Genomic DNA, 23,053 nt, shown 5'->3' on the forward strand with positions numbered 1-23,053 from the left:
GAACCGACCTCCACTCGGTGCCGGCCAAGGCCTCCAGGACGGCAATCCTGGAAGGCCGCGTACGGCTGGCCCCGAGCGGAGGCAGGCGTCCCCATCGCAGCTCGACCGAGGTCGAAACAGAGCCCCGCCAGAGTGGTTCACTCTTGATCCACACCGGCCAACTCAGGTCTCTCAGAGCCCAGTTGCAGAGGTCGTTGCCTCTGACTGTCTCTGATCGACCCGGGTCGAACCGGGGTCGAACCGGAGCGTTTTCCTCTGACTGCCTCCGCTCGCCTCTGCAACCCGTCCTAGCAGGTCACAGCCTCATCGCCCCCACACAAGCGCAGGTCAGAAAGGTGCGCTAGCTGTACCACTGGTTCCTGGCGAAGGCGGTGGTGTGAGGCATGGTGGCTGATTCCCGTCTCTGTGGCGTGGTGACATCGTCCGCAGAGGCTTCGCGAGGCCGCAATACTGCTTCCGTCTCGCGGAAGCGGATTTCGAAGTCGCCTGCTCATAGGGGCTGTTGGCGTGCAGGAGCAGGTTTCGAGCAACGGTGAAGGTATCAGCCCCGGTCTATGGCGTCGATCGCACCGTGTGCCGCTCCGCGCATGGACTGTGTACCGATATGTTCGAGTGTGACGTTTTGTACCTATTTTTCTGCTTGTATTTGGCTGGTACAGCGGCACTTCCTGCATCGCTGCAGTTCATAGGTGTTCGGTCTCGGGATACATGGGCCTCGGGTCGAATCCGGGTCGAATGGGCCCGTTTTCCGTCCCGAGGAGGTGTTGATGCAGATCAGCGCTGTAGTGAGACCTGTCGGCGGTCGCCCTGCAATGGCTTGGTGGCGTTGGCCGATGACTCACTCACCGCCTTCGGACACTGCTTGCATCTCGGGCGGTGTTCCCGTTCTCCTGCCTGGACATGGCCAGGCAGGAGAACGGGACGGCTGGGCGGACGAACGTCGTCGTGAAGCTGGGCAGCGGACTCATAGTCCGTCGGCCGCGGGTTCGAGTCTCACCCGCCCCTCCTACGTAGGCTCCTGACCTGTGGAAACGTTCGAGTTGAACAGCATCGCTGTCCGCAGCAGTTCGAACTGGCCTGCCCTGCAAAGATGCGCGGGTGCCACGGTCCGGGAACTCACTGAATACGCACGGCGTGAGCGACTGGACGTCGGATTCGGGACGCTCGCGGGGCGAAGGGAATCACAAGCGGCCGTCGCCTGACCTCGGGCTGAGGCCCCTTCCGGTATGTCGGCGATCGCGTCGGCGGCCGAGGCCATGACCTTGTCCACGTTGTTCGTGCCTTTCTCCCGGTGCCGGGCACCGGGTTCGTTAGAGGCGGGTTGTTCAGGGGACGTAGGCGCCAGGCGGGGGAGAGACGTCGCACCGGCCCGCCCATCACGAGCCGAGGGTCATTCCCTGCGGCGGGCGGATGGCAGAGGGATCGGGGGGACGCCCTCGACGACGGTGTTGCTGATGGTGCCGATGCCCTCGACCGTCATGGTGACGATGTCGCCGGGGAAGAGTGGCGGGGGTTCGAAGGTGCCGCCGCGGCCCCAGAGTTCGGCCAGGCAGCCGCCGTTTCCGCAGGTGCCGGAGCCCAAGACGTCGCCGGGGAGGATCCAGGTGCCGCGGGAGGCGTGCGCCGCCATCTCCTCGAACGTCCAGGCCATGTTGCCCAGTTGGTCTTGGCCGACGGTCTCGCCGTTGACCTGGACGGTCAGGGCGAGGTCGAGGAAGCCCTCCGGGTTGCGGTGGGGTTCCAGTTCGTCGGCGGTGACCAGCCAGGGGCCGAGGGTGGTGGAGGTGTCCTTGCCCTTGGCCGGGCCGAGTTTGACCTTCATCTTGCGGCCTTGCAGGTCGCGGGCCAACCAGTCGTTGAGGATCTCGTAGCCGATGATGTGGCCGCGCGCCTTCTCGGGGGTCAGGTCCCGGCCGGCTTCGCCGATGACGGGGGCCACTTCGAGTTCGAAGTCGAAGCGTGCGCAGCCCGGCGGTACCGGCACGTCGTCGTGGGCGCCGATCACCGCGTAAGGGTTGGTGAAGTAGAACGTGGGGCTTCGTACCACTCGGCGGGGACGGTGCCGCCGTATCCCTGGGCGATGCCCGCGGCATGGCTCTCGAAGGTCATGTAGTCGCGTACGGTCGGCGGTCGCAGTGGCGGCAGCAGCCGTACGTCGGCCAGGGGCAGCGGCAGGGAGCCGGTTGAAACCGCCCAAGCCGCGTACGTGGGAGGCTGCGTTTATGGGGGTACAAGCTCAACCCCCCACCCGCAGGGTTCCGGCCGTAGCGTGGAAGGCATGGAACGCCGCTCCGACAACCGTGCCGACATCCGCGACTTCCTCGCACTCCGGCGAGCCCAGCTCACCCCCGAACAAGTCGGGCTGCCCACCAGCGGCCGACGCCGGGTGCCGGGCCTGCGCCGCGAGGAAGTCGCGGTCCTTGCTGGCGTGAGCACCGAGTGGTACACCCGCCTGGAGAAAGGCCACATCAGCGGCGTCTCGGAGGACGTCCTGGACGCAGTGGCCCGCGCCCTGCAGCTGGACGACGACGAACGTACCTACCTGTTCGACCTCGCCAAGGCCGCGCAGCCGAGCCCGGCGCCCCGGCGCCGCCGCAAGGCCGTAGACGTCCCGCCCCGCGTCCAGTGGCTGCTCGACTCCGTGACTCTGTCCGCAGCCTTCGTCACCAACGGCCGCCTGGACATCGTGGCCACCAACGCCCTCGCCCGCGCCCTGTTCGCGCCCGTGTTCGACAGTCGGAGCGTTGGCGTGCCCGGTCGGCCCAACTTCGCCCGGTTCTGGTTCCTCGACGACGCCTCCCACGACTTCGCCGCCGACTGGGACGGTGCTGTCAACATGACCGCTGCGCTCCTGCGCGCCGAGGCCGGCCGATACCCCAGCGACAAGGCGCTGCGCGAGCTCATCGGAGAGCTGTCCACCCTCAGCCCCGAGTTCCGTACCCGTTGGGCCTCCCACAACGTGCGCATCCACCACGGCGGCATCAAACGCTTCCACCACCCCGATGCCGGTGAATTGGAACTCACCTACCAGCCCCTGGACCTGCCCATGTCCGCCAGCGAAGCGCACTCCCTGACCATCTACACCGCCGAACCTGGCTCCCCCTCCGAAGACGCCCTGCGCCTGCTCGCCTCCTGGGCAGCCACCCACGAGCCGCACTCACCCGCGCGGCAGTTCCCGGCACGCTGAAGCCGCTACGCGCAGCGGCCTCGACCCGGTGCAACACGCCGCCCGCTATACGTAACGCCTAGTGGGCCCTCCCACAGCAGTCCCAGGACACAAGACCGGCATGCCGCCGCACGCCGTCGACATGCCCCGACCCGAACCCACGAACGCAAACACCATGCGAAATCACCAGAAGGAGGCACGTCCCGTGAACGTTTTCATCATCGGCGCCGCCGGAGGTGTCGGCACACGGCTCGCCGCCGCGCTGAGCACGCACGACGACACCGCCACAGGCATGTACCGCGCCCCCGATCAGCGCGATGTCGTCGTCAGCTCGGGTGCCACCCCGGTGGCCGGCGACCTCATCGACGACACCGTCGACGACCTCGCCGCGAAGATGACCGGGCACGAGGTCGTGGTCTTCTCCGCAGGCGCGCACGGCACCGGCCGCGACTTCACCACCCTGATCGACGGCAAGGGCGTCGAGAAGGCCGCCGTCGCCGCCGCGCAAGCCGGAGCGACCAAATTCGTCCTGGTCTCGGCCTTCGCCGACTCGGAGCGCGGCAAGGGCTTCGGTGAGGGCTTCGAGCACTACATCCACGTCAAGCGCGGCGCGGAGATCTATCTGACCCGCACCGATCTGGACTGGCTGATCGTCCGCCCCGGGCACATGCTCGACGGTGCAGGCGACGGCCTCGTCTCGGCGGGGCTCGCCCTGCGAGAGACCGACATCCGCCGCGCCAACCTGGCGGAGTTCATCGTCGAGGCCCTGCACAGCACCGAGCTGACCCGCACCATCGTCGAGGTGACCGACGGGCAGACCCCGATCGCGCAGGCGGTCAGCGAAGTCGCGCGCTCCGTCGGCCCCCGACGCTGAACCGTGCTCCCGACGCAGGAGACCGGGAGGTCCTGACAGTCCCTCCCCAGGCGTGAGAGTAAAAGGTGTCACGCCTGGTGCGTGCTTCCAACGACACAGCCCGCCAGCACTTGATCTCGCAGAACGCCTGGCAGGCGAGAAGAAGGAGAAGCACATGGCACAGAACATCGCAGGGAAGGTCGTCGTCAGCACCGGCGCGTCGTCCGGGATCGGAGAGGCTACCGCGCCCCTGCTGGCCAGCAGGGGCGCGAAGGTCGTGCTCGGGGCCCGCCGCAAGGACAAGCTCGCCCAGATCGTCGAGGACATCACGAAGGCCGGCGGTGAGGCCGTCAGCCAGACGCTCGACGTCACCGTGCAGGCCGACAACGATGCGATCGTGGATCTGGCCAAGGACACATACGGCCGCCTGGACGCAATCTTCCTCAACGCCGGCCTCATGCCCAACAGCCCGCTGTCGGCACTGAAGACCAACGAGTGGCACCAGATGGTCGACGTGAACGTCAAGGGCGTGCTCAACGGCATCGCAGCCGTGCTCCCGACGTTCATCGAGCAGAAGTCCGGGCACGTCGTCGCAACCTCGTCCGTGGCGGGCCTCAAGGCGTACCCGGGCGGCGCCGTGTACGGCGGCACCAAGTGGTTCGTGCGCGACTTCATGGAGGTCCTGCGCATGGAGTCCGCAGGCGAGGGCACGAACATCCGCACCGCGACGATCTACCCCGCCGCTATCAGCACTGAGCTGCTGGACGCGATCAGCGACGAGGACACCGCCGAGGGCGCGCAGGCCCTCTACGACCAGTACGGGATCGCGCCCGAGCGTGTGGCCGACGTGGTGGCGTACGCGCTCGATCTGCCCGCCGACACCACAGTCAATGAATTCACCATCGGACCCGCAGGGCAGTCCTGGTGAACAACGGATTCGGAGCGTATGACGTGTCACGGATTCTGGTCACCGGCTCGACCGATGGCGTCGGGAAAGCGACCGCCGAGGCGCTCCTCGATGAGGGGCACCGCGTCGTTGTACACGCCCGCACGACGGCACGGCTAGCCGCCGTCCAGCACCTCATCGACCGCGGCGCCGAGGCGATTGTCGGCGATTTCGGCCATCTCGACGAGGTCCGCGACCTGGTTACGCAGGCCAATTCCCATGGCCGCTTCGACGCCGTGATCCACAACGCCGGCACCATGCACGGCCCTTCAGTGCTACCGGTCAACGTCGTCGCGCCCTACGTGCTCACCGCCGGGATGGCGCGCCCGGAACGGCTGGTCTATCTCAGCAGCAGCATGCACCAGGGCGGCCACCCAGACCTCACCGGCATCGACTGGACGGGCAACCGGGAGACGCGCTCGTATTCGGACAGCAAGCTCTTCATCACCGCCCTCATGGCCACCGTCGCCCGGCTCTGGCCCGGTGTGCTCGCGCACGCGGTCGATCCCGGCTGGGTGCCGACGAAGATGGGCGGCCCCGGCGCGAGCGACGACCTGAGCCTCGCCCATCGGACCCAGGCATGGCTGGCCACGAGCAGCGACGCCGAAGCGCTCACCAGCGGCCTCTACTGGTTCCACCAGCGCACCCAGACGCCGCACCCAGCTGTCCATGACGCATCGTTCCAAAACGGGCTACTGGATACGCTCACCGAGCACACGCACATTGATCTGCGCGACTGAGCGCAAACCGGATTCAATGCTCCCAAGGGTGACGGACCCCACTGCGGTGGGGAGCGGCGTGGACCGGCCTGCGCCGCGAAGAGGCCGTCCCGCCCGTCGGAGGTCAACATCGACTACGTCCGCTCGGTACGCAGGGTCCGTCAAACAAGCGGCGCTGTTCCGTAGTCGGTGGTGACGGCAGGTGACCGCCGTCATTGACGGCATATGCAAGATGCCAACTCCCTTGTGACAACGGCTTTTTCAGGACTCTCGGCGCTGTCCATCGATGATGTGACGGACGACGGCGAGGTGATCCGGGTCTTGGCCCGGGTCCGAGGTGTTCCCTGTCCCTGCCCGTTGTGCGCGATCCCGAGGGGAAGACGCATGGGTACCACGTCCGGACAGTTGCGGACGTGCCGGTCCGCGGGCGCCGGCTCTTGGTCAACGTTCAGGTGCGACGCTGGTCTGCTCGTGGGCTGTCGGCGGCAGACCTTCCGCGAGCAAGGTCCTGGGCTGCTGGAGCGCTTCCAACGCCGCACCACGCGTCTGAGCAGCGAGGTCTCGGCGATAGTCAAGGAATTTTGGGGGCGGCTTTCGGATGAGGGCCGAGTTGGTGCAGGGCAGGGGGATCGGAGATGATGCGTCGGCAGGCACGGACTTCCCAGGATCAGTCGGGTAGCCCCGGTGCATCGCTGCACCGGCCCCCTCAGAACCGTGCGGGCGCCTCACAGCGCACGACTCATGCAACCCCTGGAGGGTCGCGGCCCGGCCGGACAGAAGCGCTGGCTTCCTGCCCTCGCCTGCCTGGTGGCGGCGTTGGCAGTGGCTGTGGACGAGTCGGACTTGGACGGTCGCGTCCGATATGTCGAGTGCCTGGTAGGCGATGGCCTGGTGGATGAGCCAGGTGACGGCCTACTCGGGGCCCGTATGCGCGTGCTGGGTTCCGAGGCTGCCTTTGTGGTGCTCGGTGTCGACCAGCAGGCCACCGACCCGAAGACACCCCAGCTCGACACGGTTCAAACGGGCGGCGCTCACCCGCGGCACCGAGGAGGTGCCCGTCGCCCTGCTGCAAGGGGCCACCCGGACTTCGACCGAGAAGCCGAGCGCGCGATCCGCAGTGAGGGCACACCACCGGTGACATTGAGTGAAGCCGCAGCCGTCCTGGACGTCATCGAGAGCGCGATCCACAGCAGCCGGACGGGAACTGTGTTCGCTTTCTCGCCATGAGCCGGTTGGGTTCCCCTGATTGTGCGCTATACGGGTTGCGGCATGCCGGTGCCGTACGCGACACGATCTGTCAGCGAGTGTGCCGTGCGGTCTCTGTGTCCGGCGGCTGGGGTGCTGTCCAGCTGGCGAGGAGTTTGAGCCGGTCTTCGGAGGTGGTGCCGGGCTCGGCGGTGTAGAAGGTCAGGTCGTGGATGGTCCGGTGGGGCATGAGTAGGTCCAGGGACCGGTAGGCCAGCTCCAGGCGGCCGACATCGGGGTGGTCCAGACGCTTTGTGCCGTCGTGGCGGATGCGGACGTCGTGTGCCGCCCACATGGTGCGGAATTCGGCGCTGAGTGTGGACAGTTCGCCGATCAGTTCGCGCAGGTCCCGGTCGTAGGGGTCGCGCCCGGCCTCGGCCCGCAGCAGGGCCGCGGTGGAGACGGCAGCGGACTCCCAGTCGACGTAGAAGTCGAGGGCACCGTCGTCCAGGAAGATGTAGCGGGCGATGTTGGGGCGGCCGTGCTTGTCAGTGGTGGGGTTGGCGAACATCGGCGCGTGCACGGCCCGCGCCAGCGCGTTGCTCGCGATCACGTCCATGCGGCCGTTGCGCACGAAGGCCGAGGACATCGTCGTGGAGTCGAGCACCCACTGGACGGACGGCGGGACCTGCACGTCCTTGCGGCGGCGGGGCGGGCGGGGTACCGGCCGGGATGCCCGGGCCAGGTCGAACAGATAGGTGCGTTCGTCCTCGTCCAGCTGCAGCGCCTGGGCGACCGCACCGATGACATCCTCGGAGACGCCGCTGATGTGGCCCTTCTCCAGGCGCGTGTACCACTCGGTGCTCACACCGGCGAGGACAGCGACCTCCTCGCGCCGCAGCCCGGGAACCCGGCGCCGACCGCTGGTGGGCAGCCCCACCTGCTCCGGGGTCAGCTTGGCGCGCCGGCTCGCGAGGAAGTCCCGGATGTCGGAACGGTTGTCCGCGCGCTCGGCGGAGCGGTGGGCGGGTCGGGGTTCGTCCATGACCCCCACGGTAGCCACGGACCCTCGCTTAGGGAGGTTGAGGTTATGCCCCCCATAAACGCGACCTTCCTCCGACGCGTCTGAGCCGGTTCGGTGGATGTCGTCCACTCGATCACACGACACTTTTGGGAGATGGAAACATGAGCCCGCGAGGCGGGGTGCTCAGCGCCCCCGGCCACGTACGCGCCGAAGACCACGAACGTGTGCCGACCCGGCTTCCGACGGTCATCTATGTGCTGGCTCTGGGCACGTTCCTGATGGGCACGACCGAGTTCGTGGTGGCGGGCCTGCTGCCGGAGATCGCCGGGAACCTACGGGTGAGCGTGGGCCAGGCGGGTCTGCTGATCACCGTCTTCGCGGTCGGCATGGTCGTCGGCGCCCCGCTGATGGCGATGCTGACGCTGCGGCTGCCGAGCCGGTGGACGCTCGTCCTGGCTCTGGCCGTGTTCGCGGTCGGGCATGTGATCGTGGCGCTGACCTCCAACTTCACGCTGCTGCTGGCGGCGCGGTTCCTGACGGCGATGGCGACCGGAGCGTTCTGGGCGGTGGCCAACGTCGTGGCCGCGCGTGCTGCCGGTCCGGCCGCGAGTTCCCGCGCGCTCGGCGTGGTGGGCTCGGGCGCCATGCTCGCCAACGTCGTCGGCGTGCCAGCGGGTGCCTTCGCCGGGCAGCTGATGGGCTGGCGCGGACCGTTCTGGGCACTCGCCGCTCTCGCCGCCGCGGCCACAGTGCTGATCGCGCGCCAGGTCCCGCACGACGGCCCGGACCAGCAGGTGGTGTCGATCCGCTCCGAGATCTCCGCCCTGCGCTCCGGCCGCCTGTGGCTGGCGCTGGCGGCCTGCGCGACCACCACCGGCGGCGTGCTGTCGACGTACTCCTACATCTCGCCGCTGCTGACCGACCGGGCCCATATCGCGCCCGGCCTGGTACCGCTGGTGCTGGTCGGCTTCGGGGCCGGCGCCCTGGTGGGCTTCCTCATGGGAGGCCGCCTCGGCGACCACCGTCCCTATGCGACGACCATCGTGGCGGCAGCGGGGACCACCACCCTGCTGCTGGCGATCTGCCTGCTGTCCGGCTTTGCGATCCCCACCATCGCGCTGGTCGCCCTGCTCGGTCTGTTCGGACTCGGCGCCAACCCCGTCCTGATCTCCCTGGCCGTCCGCTTCGCGGGCCGGGCACCCACGCTGGGCTCCGCGCTGACCGTCTCGGCGTTCAATTTGGGCACCGCAGCCGGCTCCTGGCTCGCCGGCCTCACCCTTGACTCCCCTCTGGGGGCGACCGGCCCCGCGGCGGTCGGCACCGTCATCGCCGTATTGACCCTGATTCCCACGATCACGATCGCTCTCACCCAGCGCCGTCGCCCGTCGGCCTCCGTCATACGAGGCTCCGGGGATACCGACGCCGTAGGCATCACGAACCCCTGAAGCCCTTCCGGCAATGCCCCCTGCCGTGCCGCTGTGCACGGTTCATCCGTCAGAGATGTGAAGGCAGAGGTATGACAACCGATCTCCCTGAATCTGTCCCGCCCCCCACCGGATCCAGCGAGTCCCCCTCGGCTCCCAGCCGGCGCACCTTCATCGCCACCAGTACCGCGGTCGGCGGTGCCGTCGTCGCGGGCGGTGTGATCGCAGGAACGGTCCTCGGCGGATCCGAGGACGCGGCCGCCGCAGGAGCCACGCCCTCCAGCCGCGTCTCCCTGACGGTCAACGGCACCCGCCGGACCGTGACGGTGGACAACCGCACCTCTCTGCTGGACCTGCTGCGCGAGCACTTCGAGCTGACCGGCTCCAAGAAGGGCTGCAATGCCGGGGCCTGCGGCGCGTGCACAGTGCTGGTCGACGGGCAGCGGGTCAACTCCTGCCTGACACTGGCCGTGCGCCTGGAGGACGCCGAGGTCACCACCATCGAGGGCCTGGCCAAGGGCGACGAACTGCACCCGTTGCAGCAGGCGTTCATCGACGAGGACGCCTTCCAGTGCGGCTACTGCACTCCCGGCCAGATCTTGTCGGGCGTGGCCTGTATCCAGGAGGGACATACCGGCTCGCCGGAGGAGATCCGGGAGTGGATGAGCGGCAACATCTGCCGCTGCGGCTGCTACGTCAAGATCGTGCGTGCGGTCGAGCAGACCGCCGCCCGGAATTAGAGGGGCACCCCATGCATCCCTTCTCCTACACACGGGTCTCCGACACACACGAGGCTGTCAACGCCGGTAGCCGTGGCGGGCGTTACATCGCCGGGGGCACCACGCTGGTCGACCTGATGCGCGAGACCGTCGAGCGCCCCGAGACCCTCGTGGACATCTCCGGCCTGCCGCTGGACAAGGTCACCGTCACCGAGCGGGGCGGCTTGCGCATCGGTGCGCTGGTGAGCATGTCCGAGGCCGCAGCCCATCCCAAGGTGCGCACGCTGTACCCGGTCGTCTCGCAGGCGCTCGAGCTGAGCGCGTCGGCGCAGTTGCGGAACATGGCGACCATCGGCGGCAACATCATGCAGCGCACCCGGTGCACCTACTTCCGTGACGTGACCGCTGCCTGCAACAAGCGTGAACCTGGCTCGGGTTGTAGCGCCCGTGACGGCTTCAACCGGATGCACGCGATCCTCGGCACCTCCGACGACTGCGTGGCCACCCACCCCTCCGACGTGGCGGTGGCGTTCGCGGCGCTGGAGGCGACGGTGCACCTGGTCGGCCCGGACGGGGAACGCCGAGTTCCCTTCGCCGACTTCCTGCTGCGGCCCGGGACGACGCCGAAGCGTGAACACGCCCTTGGACAGGGCGAATTGATCACGGCAGTGGAGATCCCTCCGCTGCCACGTCCGCTCAAGTCCGGCTACCTGAAGGTGCGCGACCGCCAGTCCTACGAGTTCGCCCTCACGTCGGCGGCGGTCGCCCTGCATGTCCGGGGCGGGGTGATCCGGGAGGCCAAGGTAGCCGCAGGGGGAGTGGGGACCGTGCCCTGGAAGCTGCCCGCCGTCGAGGAGCACCTCATCGGCCATCGCCCCTCGGAATCGCTGTGGGCATCCGCCGCCGCGCGAGCCGCCGACGGCTCTCGACCCCTTCAGCACAACGGCTTCAAGGCCGAGTTGCTCAAGCGGACCGTCGAACGCCAGCTGCGCATCGTAGGAGGTACCAAGTGAGCCCCCAGCCGCAGGCAGCCGTGGGTGCGCCGCTGTCCCGGGTGGACGGCCGGCTCAAGGTCACGGGGAAGGCGCAGTACGCTGCCGAGCACGACAACGACGGTGCCGCGCACGCGGTCATCGTCGACGCGAGCATCGGCCGCGGCCGTATCATCTCCATCGATAGCCGTGCCGCTCTGGAACACCCTGGCGTGCTCCAGGTGATCAGCCATCGCAATGCGCCGGCGCTGCCGTACCGCGACAATCCCGGCTCCAACAACCCGCCCGGCCGTCGGCTGCGCGTCTTCCAGGACGACCGGGTGCTCTTCCACGGCCAGCCGGTCGCCGTCGTCGTGGCCACCACCCTGGAGGCCGCCCAGCACGGCGCGAGTCTCGTCAAGGTCCGCTACGACGCCGAAGAGCCCTCGACCGACCTGCACGAGGCCACGCCGGACAAGCCGACCACATACGCGCGCGGCGACGCCGAGGCCGCCCTGCGTTCCGCGGCCGTACGGCTGGACCTGACCTACGAACTGGCTCGCAACCACCACAACCCGATGGAGCCGCAGGCCACCATCGCCCGCTGGGACGGCGACAAACTGACCGTGTGGGACAAGACCCAGTGGGTCTTGGGCACACGGGATGAACTCTCCACGGTGTTCGACCTGCCCAAGGACTCGGTGCGCGTCATCAACCCGTTCGTCGGAGGGGCCTTCGGCAGCGGGCTGCGCTGCTGGCCGCACACGATCGTCGCAGCCCTGGCCGCGCGGATCATGAGCCGTCCGGTCAAGCTGGTGCTCAGCCGTCGGCAGATGTACTTCGGCACCGGCTTCCGGCCCTCCTACGAGTACCGGTTGCGGCTGGGCAGCGACAGGCGGGGACGCCTGACGGCCATGACCCACGCGATCGACTCCGAGACCTCGTCGTACGAGACATTCACCGAGACGGTCATGCCGGCAGGGCAGATGCTCTACAGCATGCCCAACGTCAGCCAGGCGTACCGGCCGGTGCCGCTGGACGTGAACACACCGCTCTGGATGCGCGGCCCGGGCTTCGCCACAGCGGCCTTCGTCATCGAGTCGGCGATGGACGAGCTCGCACACAAGCTCGGCATCGACCCGATCGAACTGCGCCGGCGCAACGAGCCGAACCAGGACGAGTCGAACGGGCTGCCGTTCTCCACCCGCCGGCTGCGTGAGTGCTACACCGTCGGCGCACGGGAGTTCGGCTGGCACCGGCGCTCGTCCCGGCCGCGTTCGCGGCGCGAGGGGGACTGGCTGATCGGCATGGGCATGGCGGTCGGCGTGTACGAGACGCAGCGCAACGCCGCTCAGGCCCGGGTCCGGCTGGACGCCGACGGCACCGCCCTGGTCGTGGCCGGTGCCAGTGACATGGGGCCGGGCACGTACACCTCCCAGACCCAGGTGGCCGCCGACGCCCTCGGGCTGACCATGCGCACGGTCACCTTCAAGCTCGGCGACTCCCTCTACCCGCCGACACCCCCGCACGGCGGTTCTCAGACCATGGCCAGCGTCGGCTCCGCCGTCCTGGACGGCTGCAACCAGGTCCGCCGACAGGCGATCGAACTGGCCGCAGGGGACCGCGAGTCGCCGCTGTACGGCGTACCGGCCGCCGACATCGTCGTACGGGGCGGGCGGCTACACGTGAAGAACAACCCGGCGCGCGGTGAAACCTATCGCACCCTGATGGCCCGCAACGACCGCCCTCACCTGGAAGCCCTGGGCTCGTTCGCCGGGGCGCCCAGCCCGGAGCGGCACTCCTTCTACGCCTACAACGCCACCTTCGCCGAGGTCGCCGTGGACGCGAACCTGGGGCTGGTGCGGGTTCGGCGGATGCTCGGGGTGTACGACGCGGGCCGGATCATCAGCCCCAAGCTCGCCGAGAGCCAGGCGATCGGCGGGATCGTGGGTGGTATCGGTACGGCCCTGCTGGAGCACACGGTCACCGATCACAGGGACGGCCGGATCGTGAACGCGAGCCTGGCCGACTACCTGGTCCCGGTCAACGCCGACGTGCCCGACGTGAAGGCGATCTACCTGGACGGCGAGGACCGTGAGGCCGACCCGCTCGGGGTGAAGGGGCTCGGCGAGGTCGTCCACGTCGGCGTGGCACCCGCCATCGCCAACGCGGTCTTCAACGCCACAGGCCGCCGCGTCCGCCAACTGCCCATCACTGCTGAGGCGTTGCTCTGACCTGAGCGCGCCCTTCGACCGGTCCGGCAGCCTGCTCCCCGTCTGGCTCCCGGGCCCCCAGGGCCGCAGCCGCGCATGCTCCCCGTCAGGCACGGCTGCGGCCCGACTTGCACCCCACGGCGAACCACGGAGAAAAGTTCATGCTCAACATCGCGGAGACCTTGCACCGGTGGTGCGGCGAGGCACGTCCCTTCGCCCTGGCGACCGTAGTCGACGTCCGTGGCAGCGCACCGCTGCCGGTGGGTACATCCGTTGCGGTGGACGAGGACGGCAACGCGGTCGGCAGCATCTCCGGCGGCTGTGTGGAGGGCGCGGTGTACGAACTGTGTCGGCAGGTGCTGCACGATCGGGGCGCGGCCCAGCGGGCCTGGTTCGGCTACTCGGACGAGGACGCTTTCGCTGTGGGCCTGACCTGCGGCGGCGAACTCGATGTCGTCGTCCAGCGCGTCGACCCCGCGAGCCAGTGGCATCTCGGAGCGGCTCTCGCGGAGGTGGCGGGCGGCCGTCCCGCGGCGCTGGCACAGGTCGTCGACGGTCCCGATGGGCTGCTCGGCGCCACCTTGAGCGTGCTCGGCGACGGTCGGCCGGTCGGCGGGACGCTGGACGACGGGCCGGTGGCACGGGCGGTGGCGGACCGAGCCAGGGCCCTGTTGCGGGCCGGACGCACGGCCCGCGTCACGCTGGGCGGGGAGGCGGACGCCTGCCCCCAGCGGCTGTCCGTGCTCGTCCACGTGGCCGCCACCCGCCCCCGCATGCTCATCTTCGGCGCGATCGACTTCGCCGCCGCCCTCAGCCAGGCCGGCCGCATACTCGGCTATCACGTCACCGTCTGCGACGCCCGGCCCGTCTTCGCCACGACCGCCCGCTTCCCGCACGCCGACGAGGTGGTGGTCGACTGGCCCCACCGCTACCTGGAACGCGCGGAGGTGGACGACCGTACCGCCGTATGCGTCCTCACCCACGACGCCAAGTTCGACATCCCCCTGCTGCGCCTGGCCCTCGGCCTTCCCGTCGGCTACGTCGGCGCGATGGGATCCCGGCGCACCCACGGCGAACGCCTGCGCCTCCTGCGCGAGGCCGGTGTCACCGCGGCCCAGATGTCCCGGCTGCGGTCGCCGATCGGCCTGGACCTCGGCGCGCGTACCCCCGAGGAGACGGCGGTCTCCATCACCGCAGAGATCATCGCTCACGCGAACCGGACGAGTGGCCTGCCGCTTTCTCAGCGCAGCGGCCCGATTCACGAAACGACTGTTCATGGGCCCGGTGATGGGCAGGCCATCGAGGAAGAATACGGAGCGGCACCCTTGCCACTGCCTGCCGGGCACGGCGTCGCGGCACCGTGATCACCGCTGGCCGACAGTGCGCAGCGGTGGGGCCGAAGGTACAGAGCCACACGGCCGTCGCGTGGATAGCGAGTTGCTGACGACGGGTGTACTGCCAGTACAGCCCACCGTGCCGCCCTCGGTCGTACGGTCGCGGGATGGACAACCGTGATCCAACGGCCACCTACCTGGGCATCTCCATGACCGTTGACACCCGGCCAGAGACGCGACGCAGGCCACCGCGGAGGCGAGGCGTCCGGCGTAGGTCTGGGCGGCGAGGTCGCTACATCGTGAGTCGTTCATGATGGACCCGGCTCCTTGACACCCCGATCCGGCGCAGCGTCCGTTGCGTGGCGAGCACGGCCGGGTTGGGCCCCACGATGACGAACTCCCCGCGTGCGACTTCTTCCTCCCGCAGAAGTGCTGAGAGTCGATCCCGGTGAAACCGGCCCACCTGGGTCGTGACCGTGAGCCGCCCCCCGCTGCGGCGTTCGTACTCGTCGAGCAGGGGGCTGTAGTACGCGTCGTCGGCGCGACGTACCGACCACAGCAGGTGGACGTGTCGGTCCGTGAGGTATTTCGCCGTCAGGCTCAGCAGCGGTGCGATGCCCGCGCCCATCCCCAGCAGCACGAGCGGCGGGTCATCGGTGCACCTGCTCAGGGCGTAGTCGAGTCGCCCGAAGGGACCCTCCAAACGCACGCGTGTGCCCGTGGTCACGGCGCCGATCTTGTGGGTGAAGTCGCCGGTCTGCCGGATCGTGAACGTGAGGACGTCGCGGCGTTCGTCCGTGACGGAGAAGGGATGCCACTCCCGTCCGGTACCGGCGTCGTCGAAGCTGAGGAAGTAGAAGTCGCCCGGCCGTGACGTGGTCGCCGTGCGGTCGAGGGCGATGGTGACCCTGCGCGTGGAGCCGTTCAGTGCGATGTTCTCCTGTACGGCCCCTACGAGGAAGGAATCCGGTGCCACCCACTTCTTCCAGACGTAGATCCCGAGCACAACCACTGTGTAGAGATCGAAGAGAGCCATGAACCAGAAGTGCTGATTCACCCGTCCGATCAGGTGGACGTGAAGCCAGATCATGAGGACGACGGCCAGGTTGAGCCGGTGGATCCACACCGACAACTGGCGTCGGAAGACGGTCTCAAGCCGGCTCTTCACCTTCAGCGCGAGACGAGACCTGTCGGTCAGCCAACCGCTCATGAACACGATGGAGTAGCACAGCACGGCCAGCGCCGCGTAGAAGCTCCAGTCTCCCAGGAGTCTTGAAAGGTCGTCCGGGGCGAAGGTGTTCTCCCTGTGCAAATACGCCGGTATGAGGGCAAGGACACCGAGCATGCCGTGAAGTGCGTAGACCGAAGGCAACCCGACGCCTCGGTCCAGCCAGGACGGCCGCACACTCAACAGGACGGCCAGGAGCCACCAGCTGTAGGCGATCAGGCCCCAGGTGATGTAGAGCCGCATGGACGGGACGTCGGCGAGTTCCAGGTTCAGGGCGAGCACGAGCGGAAGCGGGAAGATGACCGCAAAGCTCCACAGCAGCAGCTTTCGGACCATCAGAAGCCCAGCCCTTCCAGCCAGGCGTTGACCTCGCGGCGAGCGTTCCCCGGGTTGGTGTGCACCGCGGTACCGCGTGCGGAGAATCCGTCAAGGACGCGGGCCTTCGGATAGTACTGGCCGAGTACGTCCAGCGAGTTGCCGAACCCAGAGCCTTCGTGAGTGACGAAGGGGACGATCGTCCCGTAGCTCAGGTCGCGATCCCGCATGAAGGTCTGGACGACCATGGGCTGTTCGCCCCACCAGACCGGGTGGCCAAGGAAGATGGTGGAGTACTGGTCGGTGTCAGGCATGACACTCTTTGTGGCGGGAAAGATGCTCCGGCTTTCCTCTCGCTGCGCCTGTTCCACCGTCTGGTCATAGTCAGCCGGATACGGGCGGGCCGGGACGATCTCGAAAGTGTCCCCGTCGACCCTGTCGTGGATAAAACGGGCGATCTGGGCGGTGTTCCCGACCTTGATGTCGAGATCGGGGTAGTTCTTTCCGGTCTTGGAAAAATAAACGACCAGAGTTCCCTTACCGCGCTTGATCGGGTGGGGCGACCGTTTCACCGGTATCGCCAGTGAGCCGGAATCAGAAGACTTCCGCTCGTTCACGGCCAGAAGACCGCCGAAGGAGGCGGTGGCGGCTGTGATGAGTCCCAGCATTTTGCGACGTTCCATGGCGTAAACCTCAGGGCGCAATCTGTTCAGGCATGGGAGAGGAGATGAGGGCGCTCACCGTGGCGCCCGCTCAGGCGAGGCGCATGGGAAGGCGATAGTCCGTGAGCCGTCAGCCCCTGATCACCTCGAACGACGTGCCGGACTCGGCGAGTCGGCGTTGGAGCACGCGCGGATGCAGGGCCATGGCCCCCGAGATCTCCACCAGGCCGGCGTGGTTGGCGACCTGGAGCCGCTGGATCAGGTCCCGGACGTGGTCCGGCACGGCGCGGTCGAGGCCGATGCCGGGGAGGTACTTCTCTGCCAGGGCCAGTGCCGCGGCGTCAGTGCACGGATCTGTTGCGTGAGCGCCTCTGTGGGTATGTGCACGGAGTTCAGATCCGACTCGAACTCGACCGGACACCTGAACATCTCGCGGTATTCGGTGGTGGGACCGATATGACAGTGCCGCATGGTGGCCCCGGAGGGGTGCAAAATCCTCGCCCACTATCAGTCGGAAGGCGTCCATGGTCACGAAAAGGCCGTTCTCGATCCACTGGTCGCGATGTGCCGCCGGACGTACGGTCGTCGTGAGCGTGAACACCGCCGCGCGCGGTCCGTGCACCAACTCGACGCTGTCGTGGGCGCGATGTTGTGCAGATACCGTGCGACGCCGTCCACTGCCGACGCAAAGGTTTCCGCGTTATGGATGATGACGGCCACCGGACCGAGTATTTGGATGCCCTGCTCGCGCGCGAGGCGCATGCCGAAATCGGGACGGCCCAATGCTTCGGCCGCATCCGCGAGCACCGCGGCCACTGTGGCGTTCGGCAGGAACCGGTCGTAGTCTCCCTGCCGCGTCAATTGTCAAATGATCGTCGCCTGAGGGCAGGTCTGGCGCGAGGCCGCTCCATGGCTGCGGCCGGGCTGTCCGCCTGTGGTTGGGGCGGGGGTCCCGCTGGGACCGGGGAGGTCTCAGCGGAGGCCGCTCGGGGGGCACACCAGGGTCCTGCCGGTGTCACACCAGGTTCTTGGTGAAGAACTCGTCCAGCTTGCCGAACGGGATCAGGTCGGTCCTGTCGTACAGGTCGACGTGGCCGGCGTTCGGGACGACATGGAGTTCCTTGGGTTCGGCCGCCAGCTTGTAGGCGTCCTCGCTGAAGTAGCGGGAGTGGGCGTTCTCTCCCGCGACGAACAGGATCGGCCGGGGCGAGATCCACGGGAGGTGGCTCAGGAGCGGAAAGTTCATGAACGACGGGGTGCTCGTCACCGTGAACGAGGCGATCGCGTTCGGGTGGTAGCCGCGCGGCCGGGAGTAGAACTCGCCGAACTCGACGGCGATGGCGTGGGTGTCCTCGTCCCATTCCAAAGGTGCGCCGCGCGGGGTCAGCGCGGGGGCGCCGCCCTCGAATTCGGCGTACCGCTGCTCGGCGGCCGCGTCGAGCGCGGCGGCGCGCGCCTCGTCGGTAAGGGAGCCGTACAGGCCCTCGGAGGTAAGCCTGTGGATGTCGTACATGACGACCGGTGCGACGGCCTTGATGCGCGGGTCGGCCTGAGCGGCGCTGAGGGCGAATCCGCCGCTGCCGCAGATGCCGATCACGCCGATGCGCTCCCGGTCGACGAAGGTGCGGGTGCCGAGATAATCGACGGCGGCGCTGAAGTCCTCGACGAAGATGTCGGGAGAGGCCACGTGGTGCGGTTCGCCACCGCTGTAGCCGTTGTAGGACGGGTCGAACGCGAGAGCGATGAATCCGCGCTTGGCCATGTTCTGGGCATAGATGCCGGGGCCCTGCTCCTTCACGCCGCCGAACGGCGCGCCGACGATGATCGCCGGATGCTTCCGGGACTCGTCGAAGTCCTTGGACCGGTAGAGGTCCGCCGCGACGGTGATTCCATACCGGGTCTTGTACGTCACCGAGGTGCGCGTGACGTCGGCGTCGAGGTCGAAGATGTAGTTGTCCTGCAGGGTCATCGGCCGTGCCCTTTCCTTGACTGTCACTTTTAGTAGTCAGGGTGTCGCCATTTGTGATGGCTGGCTCTGATGGCTTCAGTACAGGCGATGGCCGGACGGGGCGGAAGGCACTGCTGAAAGGTGTAATGGCAGGGCACCCCTCCGTCCGGGAAGGCCGCCTAGCCTGGGAAGAGTGGACACCCGTAGCGAGATCCGAGAGTTCCTGACCTCACGCCGATCCAAGATCACACCGCAGCAGGCGGGTCTGATCTCCTACGGCGCCCGTCGGGTCCCCGGCCTGCGCCGGGCCGAGGTCGCCCAGCTGGCCGGGATCAGCGTGGAGTACTACTCCCGTCTGGAACGCGGCGACCTGTCCGGGGTCTCCGGGCAGGTACTGGATGCTCTGGCCCGCGCGCTGCGACTGAACGACGACGACCGCACCCATCTGGACGATCTCGCCCGCGCCGCCGGTCCGGCGCGGGGCCGTCGTCGCGCTGATCCACAGACGGTAAGGCCCGGTATCCAGCGGCTGCTCGACTCGCTCACCGGCCCGGCGCTCGTCATGAACGGCCGCACCGACCTCCTGGCCGCCAACGCCCTCGGTCGCGCCTTGCTCGCCCCCGTGATCGACGCGGCCCGCGGCGCCACCCCCAACCACGCCCGGTTCCTGTTCCTCGACCCCCGCGCCAACCAGTTCTGGGGCGACTGGGAACGCGCCGCCGATGAGACCGTCGCCCTTTTGCACGCCCAAGCCGGCCGCGATCCCTACGACAGGACCCTTACCGACCTCGTCGGCGAACTGTCCACCCGCGACGAGACCTTCCGCACCCGCTGGGCCCGCCACGACATCCGCCAACACCACCAAGGCGCCAAACCCCTCCATCACCCCCTCGTCGGCGAACTCCACCTCACCTACGAACCCCTCGAACTGGCCGCCGACAACCTCACCCTCATCGCCTACGACGCCCAGCCCGGCAGTGACTCGGAAGACAAACTCCGCCTCCTGGCCAGCTGGACCATCGACAACGGCCACGAACAACCCCGGCAAACCGCCCGGCGGCCGGCAGATCCAAACTGAGCGCCCCGGCCTGGGCTGCCTGATCCAGGCCGGCGCGAACGCCGCTACCCGGCAGGGCGGTCAAAGAAATACTGCTGGCCGACTGCCGACTGCCACCAATTGCGCTACGGGCAGGCCCGCGTTGCGGTGCTGCTCGCGTCCGAGCCGGAGGTTTCCGCCGACCTCGTGCGTGACCTTCTCGACGCGCTGAACGCGCATCGCCCTGACGAGCAGGATCTTCTCCTGGAGACGCTGCGGGGTTGGTACGACGCCAAGGGATCGACCGCCGAGGCCGCGAAGAGGCCGCACTGTCAACCCAACGCCGTTCGCTATCGACTCGCGAAGCTGCGTGGGGCAACCGGCCGGAAGCTGACCGAGCCGATCAACGTGGCCTATCTGTACCTGGCCATGGAGGCGCACCGCCCGCTTTCACCGCGTGACACAGCAGCATGGGTTTCCAGCGTCGGGCCCCGATTGGGAACTGACGCATCAGCGGCAGAAGTTGCGCAACCGTTGATGATCAACTGCTTGCGCAGGGCACCAGGGCTGTCGGCGTGAACGGCGGATCAGCTGGAGGCGGTCAGGGAGCGCAGTTGGGCGAACGACTGGCGCATGGCATCGCGCAGGTCGAGGTCTTCGGTGGCGTCGACCCATCGTTGGAAGGCGACGCGGAACACGGCAAGGCCGGTCTCGGAGGCCAGGCTAGCCTCTGCGTCGCCGATGCCTCGCCGTCGCAACCCGTCGGCGAGTGCGGCCGACATATACGCCTGCTTGATCAGTTCGCGTTCGCGGAGGTTGGCGTCGGCCATGATCACCGTGTGTCGCTTCTGCGCGAGCTCACGGTCGCTTCCGATCATGCCGGCGGCGGTGTCGAGCGCGGCCGCGACGGCGTCCAGTGTCGACACTGTGGGGAGCGCCGCATCCAGCGTGGCGAGTGACTTCTCCAACAGCTCAGACGATTCGTCGAAGAGGACTTCGCGCTTGTCGGCGAAGTGGCGAAAGAAGGTACGCACTGTGACGCCGGCTCGTTCGGCAATGTCGGCCGCCATCGTCTGCTCGAAGCCATGTTCGAGATACAGGGCTAGCGCGGCCTCGCGCAGCCGGTCTTTGGCTCCTGGCTCCCATCGTCCCATGCCCTGAGTCTAGGCGTTGCCGATCGGTGAACCACCAAGTGATGTCATCAGGTGACATCAATCTGGTACGGTGATGTCACCTGATGACATCGGCACGGGAAGGGCCTCACCATGACGACGATGAAGCGCATTCAGTACCACCAGTACGGCGGACCTGAGGTGATGCGGTTCGAGGACTTCGAGCCGAGACGGCCCGGCTCCGGCGAGGTTCGGGTCCGTGTGAGGGCAGCGGCAGCGAACCCGATGGACTGGGGCCTCCGCGGCGGCCACTTGAAGGTAATGACCGGCCGGAAGTTCCCGCGTGGAGTGGGCAACGACTTCGCGGGCGTCGTGGAAGCGGTCGGCGACGGCGTCACTCGGCTCAGCGTCGGCGACGAAGTGCTCGGCTTGGCAGGCATAAAGGCGTCAGGCGCGTTCGCCGAGGTGGTCGTCGCCGAGGAGGAGGGGGTCGTGAAAAAGCCGGCGAACCTCTCTTGGGAGGAGGCCGCCGCGATTCCCACTGTCGGACTCACCGCCGTCCAGGCCATGGTTAACAAGGGCAAGCTGCGAGCCGGGCAAGCGGTCTTCATCCACGGCTGTCTCGGCGGAGTCGGCCGCGCTGCCGCACAGATCGCCTTGATGCACGATGTCTCCGTGGCAGGCAGCTGCCGCGGTACCGCCATCGAAGAGGCACACGGCCTCGGTATCACCCCGGTCGTCGACTTCGATTTCGACGCGACAAAACTCGCAGGGCGATTCGACGTCGTCTTCGACACCGCGGGCACGTTGCCGATCAGCGCTGCGCGGACGCTGCTGCGACCTGGCGGTCGCATCATCGACATCAACCCCACGCCCGCGAAGTTCGTGAGAAGCGCCATGCCAGGCCCGTACCAGGTGCTGATGGCGAAAACCATCGCGGCGGATATCGAAGAGGCCGCGCGGGCCGCTGGGAAGGGGACGCTGCGGTTGCCGATCGCACGCACGGTGCCGCTCAGCGAGGCGATCCCAGCGCTCAAGGAACTCGAACGCAACCGCACGCCCAAGGGTGGCAAACTCATCATCACGATCGATTGACCGCTGCCTGCGGGGCGCGGTGTGCTGGAAAGCCCCTCGCCTGGCCGCCCTCGCGATCTGCTCCGCCGACGCCGACCAGCCTCTGAGCGCGTCAGCCGGATCATGTCCGGCGATCCGGGTTCCTCGGCAGAGACGGCGAAGCAGATCGCGAGATGGGCCAGGGCGAGGGCGGTGAACCGGTGCCAGGAGGTTCACCAGCGGTAGGTGCTGATTGAGGCCGCGTTGATGCGGGTGAACCGGGCGTCCCGGGCCGGATGGCCCGCGCCTTCCGTCGTCTTGGCGGTGCCCTGCGTGCTGTGGCCCGGGGTGTACAGCGGGCGACGCGCTCTCGTTGAGGCTGGCCTTGAGTAGTCAGCGCCGAGGCCGGTCCCAGCTCGTACATCCAGACGTGTGTGGCAGGCAGGATCCTGCGCTCGGTTCGGTGCAGGCAACGGAGACAACGAGCACCCCGCCGCACAGCCGTGCCACCGCGTCGTCGCGGTGACCCTGTTTGTCTGGGCGTCTTGAATGTGCTTGAGAGCCATGCGCGTCCTCCCGGGTCAAGACGCCCTGAGTATGCCGGTGCTGAGCCGAGCCCAGACTGTCTTCCCGGTCGGGGTTCTGCTGCATCCCACGGCGTGGGCAAGTGAGCGGACGATGTCCAGGCCGCGACCGTGTTCGCGCTCGGATGAGTTTTGCGGTGTCCAGAGTTCGACGGGGGATGTACATGCGTCGGTGACCGATATGGCCAGTTCGTGGTCGAAGGTCGTGAGGTTCAGGTCCAGCGGCCCGGTGCGGGTGTGCAGGGATGCATTGGTCACGAGTTCTGAGATGACGAGGACGGCGTCCTGGACCAGATCCTCAGGGACCCCCCATGCGCGCAGGACCGTGGCGGCGTGGCAGCGGGCTGCCGGGGCTGCTCGTGGTTCGTGGTCGAGTGGCATGTGACTGCTGAGGAGGGTGGGGTTGCGATGCCCGGGCGCGGTGCGGTCGGTCGTCGTCTTCATGGGGGACCTCGCTTGGGGTGGCGCGGTGCTGTGCGTGGTGTGGTCGAGGGAGGGGCGGTCGATCCTTTCCTGGTGCGCCGTTGCGTTACAGAGTTTGTGCGGGAGAGCGGGGAGTTG

At 67.9% G+C, this 23,053-nt stretch carries 21 protein-coding genes and 2 pseudogenes; 14 read left to right on the plus strand and 9 right to left on the minus strand.

Annotated elements, in window-relative coordinates:
• Positions 1 to 1,390: 1,390 nt before the first annotated feature.
• Positions 1,391 to 2,163, minus strand: a pseudogene (locus ABZS97_RS25960) (fumarylacetoacetate hydrolase family protein); the annotation flags it as partial.
• Between the two features lie 115 nt (positions 2,164 to 2,278).
• Here ABZS97_RS25960 and ABZS97_RS25965 point away from each other — a divergent pair.
• The 6 genes and pseudogenes from ABZS97_RS25965 to ABZS97_RS25990 all read left to right on the plus strand — a co-directional run bounded on the left by ABZS97_RS25965 (position 2,279) and on the right by ABZS97_RS25990 (position 6,911).
• Positions 2,279 to 3,187 (plus strand): helix-turn-helix transcriptional regulator, encoded by a 909-nt coding sequence (locus ABZS97_RS25965; protein ID WP_356141026.1) that lies wholly within the window; start codon positions 2,279 to 2,281, stop codon positions 3,185 to 3,187.
• Between the two features lie 184 nt (positions 3,188 to 3,371).
• Complete coding sequence (locus tag ABZS97_RS25970; RefSeq protein WP_356141028.1) at positions 3,372 to 4,040, plus strand: NAD(P)H-binding protein; 669 nt, start codon at positions 3,372 to 3,374, stop codon at positions 4,038 to 4,040.
• Positions 4,041 to 4,194: 154 nt separating this feature from the next.
• Positions 4,195 to 4,947: an SDR family oxidoreductase gene (locus tag ABZS97_RS25975; RefSeq protein ID WP_356141030.1), complete on the plus strand. Its 753-nt coding sequence runs from the start codon at positions 4,195 to 4,197 to the stop codon at positions 4,945 to 4,947.
• A gap of 23 nt (positions 4,948 to 4,970) precedes the next feature.
• Complete coding sequence (locus ABZS97_RS25980) at positions 4,971 to 5,705, plus strand: SDR family NAD(P)-dependent oxidoreductase (protein ID WP_356141032.1); 735 nt, start codon at positions 4,971 to 4,973, stop codon at positions 5,703 to 5,705.
• 204 nt (positions 5,706 to 5,909) lie between these two features.
• Positions 5,910 to 6,263: pseudogene (locus ABZS97_RS25985) on the plus strand (transposase family protein); the annotation flags it as partial.
• A 162-nt stretch (positions 6,264 to 6,425) separates the two neighbouring features.
• Positions 6,426 to 6,911 carry a hypothetical protein gene (locus tag ABZS97_RS25990; protein WP_356141034.1) on the plus strand — a complete coding sequence of 162 codons (486 nt, stop codon included), beginning with the start codon at positions 6,426 to 6,428 and terminating at the stop codon, positions 6,909 to 6,911.
• Positions 6,912 to 6,981: 70 nt separating this feature from the next.
• Here ABZS97_RS25990 and ABZS97_RS25995 read toward each other — a convergent pair whose 3' ends face one another.
• Positions 6,982 to 7,914, minus strand: a complete 933-nt coding sequence (locus ABZS97_RS25995) for a helix-turn-helix transcriptional regulator (protein ID WP_356141036.1) — start codon at positions 7,912 to 7,914, stop codon at positions 6,982 to 6,984.
• 140 nt (positions 7,915 to 8,054) lie between these two features.
• Between ABZS97_RS25995 and ABZS97_RS26000 the strand changes: the two genes are divergently transcribed.
• The 5 genes from ABZS97_RS26000 to ABZS97_RS26020 all read left to right on the plus strand — a co-directional run bounded on the left by ABZS97_RS26000 (position 8,055) and on the right by ABZS97_RS26020 (position 14,584).
• Positions 8,055 to 9,338, plus strand: coding sequence for an MFS transporter (locus ABZS97_RS26000; RefSeq protein ID WP_356141038.1), 1,284 nt, complete (start codon positions 8,055 to 8,057; stop codon positions 9,336 to 9,338).
• Positions 9,339 to 9,409: 71 nt separating this feature from the next.
• Positions 9,410 to 10,057, plus strand: a complete 648-nt coding sequence (locus ABZS97_RS26005) for a (2Fe-2S)-binding protein (protein WP_356141040.1) — start codon at positions 9,410 to 9,412, stop codon at positions 10,055 to 10,057.
• Positions 10,058 to 10,068: 11 nt separating this feature from the next.
• Entirely contained in the window at positions 10,069 to 11,049 is a 981-nt protein-coding gene (locus ABZS97_RS26010) for a xanthine dehydrogenase family protein subunit M (RefSeq protein ID WP_356141042.1), read from the plus strand.
• Complete coding sequence (locus ABZS97_RS26015) at positions 11,046 to 13,241, plus strand: xanthine dehydrogenase family protein molybdopterin-binding subunit (protein ID WP_356141044.1); 2,196 nt, start codon at positions 11,046 to 11,048, stop codon at positions 13,239 to 13,241. Before ABZS97_RS26010 ends, ABZS97_RS26015 begins: the two co-directional genes overlap by 4 nt.
• A 140-nt stretch (positions 13,242 to 13,381) precedes the next feature.
• Complete coding sequence (locus ABZS97_RS26020) at positions 13,382 to 14,584, plus strand: XdhC/CoxI family protein (RefSeq protein WP_356141046.1); 1,203 nt, start codon at positions 13,382 to 13,384, stop codon at positions 14,582 to 14,584.
• 262 nt (positions 14,585 to 14,846) lie between these two features.
• Here the strand turns inward: ABZS97_RS26020 and ABZS97_RS26025 are convergent, their stop codons facing one another.
• The 5 genes from ABZS97_RS26025 to ABZS97_RS26045 all read right to left on the minus strand — a co-directional run bounded on the left by ABZS97_RS26025 (position 14,847) and on the right by ABZS97_RS26045 (position 18,728).
• The gene (locus ABZS97_RS26025) at positions 14,847 to 16,118 is read right to left on the minus strand and encodes a ferric reductase (RefSeq protein WP_356141048.1); all 1,272 of its coding nucleotides are present in this window, start codon (positions 16,116 to 16,118) and stop codon (positions 14,847 to 14,849) included.
• Complete coding sequence (locus ABZS97_RS26030) at positions 16,118 to 16,780, minus strand: flavodoxin (RefSeq protein ID WP_356141051.1); 663 nt, start codon at positions 16,778 to 16,780, stop codon at positions 16,118 to 16,120. Before ABZS97_RS26030 ends, ABZS97_RS26025 begins: the two co-directional genes overlap by 1 nt.
• Positions 16,781 to 16,889: 109 nt before the next feature.
• Positions 16,890 to 17,042, minus strand: a complete 153-nt coding sequence (locus ABZS97_RS26035) for a hypothetical protein (protein ID WP_356141053.1) — start codon at positions 17,040 to 17,042, stop codon at positions 16,890 to 16,892.
• A gap of 245 nt (positions 17,043 to 17,287) precedes the next feature.
• Complete coding sequence (locus ABZS97_RS26040) at positions 17,288 to 17,620, minus strand: AraC family transcriptional regulator ligand-binding domain-containing protein (protein ID WP_356141055.1); 333 nt, start codon at positions 17,618 to 17,620, stop codon at positions 17,288 to 17,290.
• 154 nt (positions 17,621 to 17,774) lie between these two features.
• Positions 17,775 to 18,728, minus strand: a complete 954-nt coding sequence (locus ABZS97_RS26045; RefSeq protein ID WP_356141057.1) for an alpha/beta hydrolase — start codon at positions 18,726 to 18,728, stop codon at positions 17,775 to 17,777.
• A 172-nt stretch (positions 18,729 to 18,900) separates the two neighbouring features.
• On the opposite strand from ABZS97_RS26045, the gene ABZS97_RS26050 reads away from it, so the two are divergent.
• Together ABZS97_RS26050 and ABZS97_RS26055 are read left to right on the plus strand one after the other, a co-directional pair.
• The gene (locus ABZS97_RS26050; RefSeq protein ID WP_356141059.1) at positions 18,901 to 19,785 is read left to right on the plus strand and encodes a helix-turn-helix transcriptional regulator; all 885 of its coding nucleotides are present in this window, start codon (positions 18,901 to 18,903) and stop codon (positions 19,783 to 19,785) included.
• A gap of 99 nt (positions 19,786 to 19,884) precedes the next feature.
• Positions 19,885 to 20,322, plus strand: coding sequence for a helix-turn-helix domain-containing protein (locus tag ABZS97_RS26055; RefSeq protein ID WP_356141060.1), 438 nt, complete (start codon positions 19,885 to 19,887; stop codon positions 20,320 to 20,322).
• An 8-nt stretch (positions 20,323 to 20,330) separates the two neighbouring features.
• On the opposite strand, the gene ABZS97_RS26060 is transcribed toward ABZS97_RS26055, so the two are convergent.
• Positions 20,331 to 20,897: a helix-turn-helix domain-containing protein gene (locus ABZS97_RS26060; RefSeq protein WP_356141062.1), complete on the minus strand. Its 567-nt coding sequence runs from the start codon at positions 20,895 to 20,897 to the stop codon at positions 20,331 to 20,333.
• Positions 20,898 to 21,008: 111 nt separating this feature from the next.
• On the opposite strand from ABZS97_RS26060, the gene ABZS97_RS26065 reads away from it, so the two are divergent.
• Positions 21,009 to 21,950, plus strand: a complete 942-nt coding sequence (locus ABZS97_RS26065) for an NADP-dependent oxidoreductase (RefSeq protein ID WP_356141064.1) — start codon at positions 21,009 to 21,011, stop codon at positions 21,948 to 21,950.
• Positions 21,951 to 22,489: 539 nt separating this feature from the next.
• On the opposite strand, the gene ABZS97_RS26070 is transcribed toward ABZS97_RS26065, so the two are convergent.
• Positions 22,490 to 22,936, minus strand: a complete 447-nt coding sequence (locus tag ABZS97_RS26070) for an ATP-binding protein (protein ID WP_356141066.1) — start codon at positions 22,934 to 22,936, stop codon at positions 22,490 to 22,492.
• Between the last annotated feature and the right edge of the window lie 117 nt (positions 22,937 to 23,053).

Origin of the sequence: Streptomyces sp. NPDC005485 (assembly GCF_040606085.1) — a bacterium.
Lineage (GTDB): Bacteria > Actinomycetota > Actinomycetes > Streptomycetales > Streptomycetaceae > Streptomyces.

What these genes read in the sequence shown, in the direction of transcription:
- ABZS97_RS26060 (WP_356141062.1), bottom strand. Translation starts at nt 20,897, where the DNA reads ATGGGACGATGGGAGCCAGGAGCCAAAGACCGGCTGCGCGAGGCCGCG.
- ABZS97_RS26065 (WP_356141064.1), top strand. Translation starts at nt 21,009, where the DNA reads ATGACGACGATGAAGCGCATTCAGTACCACCAGTACGGCGGACCTGAG.
- ABZS97_RS26020 (WP_356141046.1), top strand. Translation starts at nt 13,382, where the DNA reads ATGCTCAACATCGCGGAGACCTTGCACCGGTGGTGCGGCGAGGCACGT.
- ABZS97_RS25995 (WP_356141036.1), bottom strand. Translation starts at nt 7,914, where the DNA reads ATGGACGAACCCCGACCCGCCCACCGCTCCGCCGAGCGCGCGGACAAC.
- ABZS97_RS25975 (WP_356141030.1), top strand. Translation starts at nt 4,195, where the DNA reads ATGGCACAGAACATCGCAGGGAAGGTCGTCGTCAGCACCGGCGCGTCG.
- ABZS97_RS25990 (WP_356141034.1), top strand. Translation starts at nt 6,426, where the DNA reads ATGCAACCCCTGGAGGGTCGCGGCCCGGCCGGACAGAAGCGCTGGCTT.
- ABZS97_RS26005 (WP_356141040.1), top strand. Translation starts at nt 9,410, where the DNA reads ATGACAACCGATCTCCCTGAATCTGTCCCGCCCCCCACCGGATCCAGC.
- ABZS97_RS26045 (WP_356141057.1), bottom strand. Translation starts at nt 18,728, where the DNA reads ATGACCCTGCAGGACAACTACATCTTCGACCTCGACGCCGACGTCACG.
- ABZS97_RS26025 (WP_356141048.1), bottom strand. Translation starts at nt 16,118, where the DNA reads ATGGTCCGAAAGCTGCTGCTGTGGAGCTTTGCGGTCATCTTCCCGCTT.
- ABZS97_RS26000 (WP_356141038.1), top strand. Translation starts at nt 8,055, where the DNA reads ATGAGCCCGCGAGGCGGGGTGCTCAGCGCCCCCGGCCACGTACGCGCC.
- ABZS97_RS26030 (WP_356141051.1), bottom strand. Translation starts at nt 16,780, where the DNA reads ATGGAACGTCGCAAAATGCTGGGACTCATCACAGCCGCCACCGCCTCC.
- ABZS97_RS25965 (WP_356141026.1), top strand. Translation starts at nt 2,279, where the DNA reads ATGGAACGCCGCTCCGACAACCGTGCCGACATCCGCGACTTCCTCGCA.
- ABZS97_RS26010 (WP_356141042.1), top strand. Translation starts at nt 10,069, where the DNA reads ATGCATCCCTTCTCCTACACACGGGTCTCCGACACACACGAGGCTGTC.
- ABZS97_RS26070 (WP_356141066.1), bottom strand. Translation starts at nt 22,936, where the DNA reads ATGAAGACGACGACCGACCGCACCGCGCCCGGGCATCGCAACCCCACC.